The sequence below is a fragment of the Nocardioides korecus genome (assembly GCF_054778395.1).
In genome coordinates, this window is record NZ_BAAGZO010000032.1 from 1 (window position 1) to 1,332 (window position 1,332).

The window sequence follows — 1,332 nt, forward strand, 5'->3', positions numbered from 1 at the left end:
TGTTGCGTGCCGGGTTCAGTAGAGACTCTGAACTGACGCGTCGACGGTAGTCGGCGCGGGGTTGAGCCGGTAGTGCTCTTCTTCGAACTCGACGGGTGGGACGAGTCCGATCTCGCCGTGTAGCCGTCGGTGGTTGAACCAGTCGATGTACTCGGCAACGGCGATCTCGAGGTCGTCGATGCCCTTCCAGGGGCCTCGGTTGCGGACCAGCTCGGCTTTGAACAGCGAGTTGAACGCCTCGGCCAGGGCATTGTCGTAGCTGTCACCGGTGGATCCGACCGATGCGACGGCTCCGGCCTCGGCCAGCCGCTGGGTATAGCGCACTGCGAGGTACTGAACTCCCCTGTCCGAGTGTGCAATGACGCCGGTGGTGTCCTGGCCGGCGTGCTGACGGGTCCATAGCCCCATCTCGAGTGCGTCCAAAGCCAGGTCGGTGCGCAGGCTCCTCGAGAGCTGCCAGCCCACTACGCGGCGGGAGTAGACGTCGATAACGAACGCGGCGTAGACCCAGCCGGCGAAGGTGCGGCAGTAGGTGATGTCCGCGACCCAGACCCGGTCGGGTGCAGGTGCCTTGAAGTCGCGGTCCAGCAGGTCCGGGCGGGTATCGGGTCCGGTGCCGGGGATTGTGGTCCGCGGCCCCTTTGCCCTGCTAATCCCGCGCAGCCCCTCGGCGCGCATCAGCCGGTGCACGGTGCACCTGGCGATCCGGTGACCGCGCCGGTTCAGTTCAGCGTGCATCTTGCGGACCCCGTAGACACCGTAATTGTCGGCGTGGACGGTCCGGATCACCTCCACACGTTGCTCGTCGGCGACCGACCGCGCTGAGCGTGGCCTGGTCTTGGCGGCGTAGTAGGTGCTCGGGGCGATCTGCATCCCGGCCCGTCGCAAGGCGATGCAGATCGGCTCGACCCCGAACTTCTCGCGGTGCTGGTCGATGTAGTCGACCAGCACCGCGGTGCTCAGTTCAGCTTGCGGTCGAGCTCCGCCGCTGCGAAAAACGCCGAAGCCGTCCGCAAGATCTCATTCGCTCGCCGCAGCTCCTTATTCTCGCGCTCGAGCTGGGCGATGCGCTGGGCCTCGACGGTGGTCACACCCGGCCGGTGGCCCTCATCGATTTCGGCCTGGCTGACCCAGTTGCGCAGTGTCTCGGGATTGATCCCGAGCTGGTCGCCGACCCGGCGCAGAGCACCGGTCCTGGTCGCTGGGTCACGTCGCAGATCGACCGCCATCCGGATCGCTCGCTCACGGAGCTCGTCGGGGTACTTCCTCGGTGCTGCCATGACTCTCATCCTTCCGTGGAATGAGAGCCTCCATCGGACCCGGCACGCAACA

At 66.1% G+C, this 1,332-nt stretch carries 1 protein-coding gene and 1 other annotated feature; the gene reads right to left on the reverse strand.

From position 1 onward, the window contains the following. Positions 1-15: 15 nt before the first annotated feature. Positions 16-1,289, reverse strand: a protein-coding gene (locus ACYVDA_RS20725; RefSeq protein WP_460820437.1) for an IS3 family transposase whose coding sequence is annotated in 2 segments (ribosomal slippage) — positions 16-992 and positions 992-1,289 — 1,275 coding nt in all. Because the reading frame shifts where the segments join, the coding sequence is not laid out codon by codon here. Continuing rightward, positions 859-1,002, reverse strand: a sequence feature (AL1L pseudoknot). It overlaps the preceding gene by 144 nt. Positions 1,290-1,332: the final 43 nt, after the last annotated feature.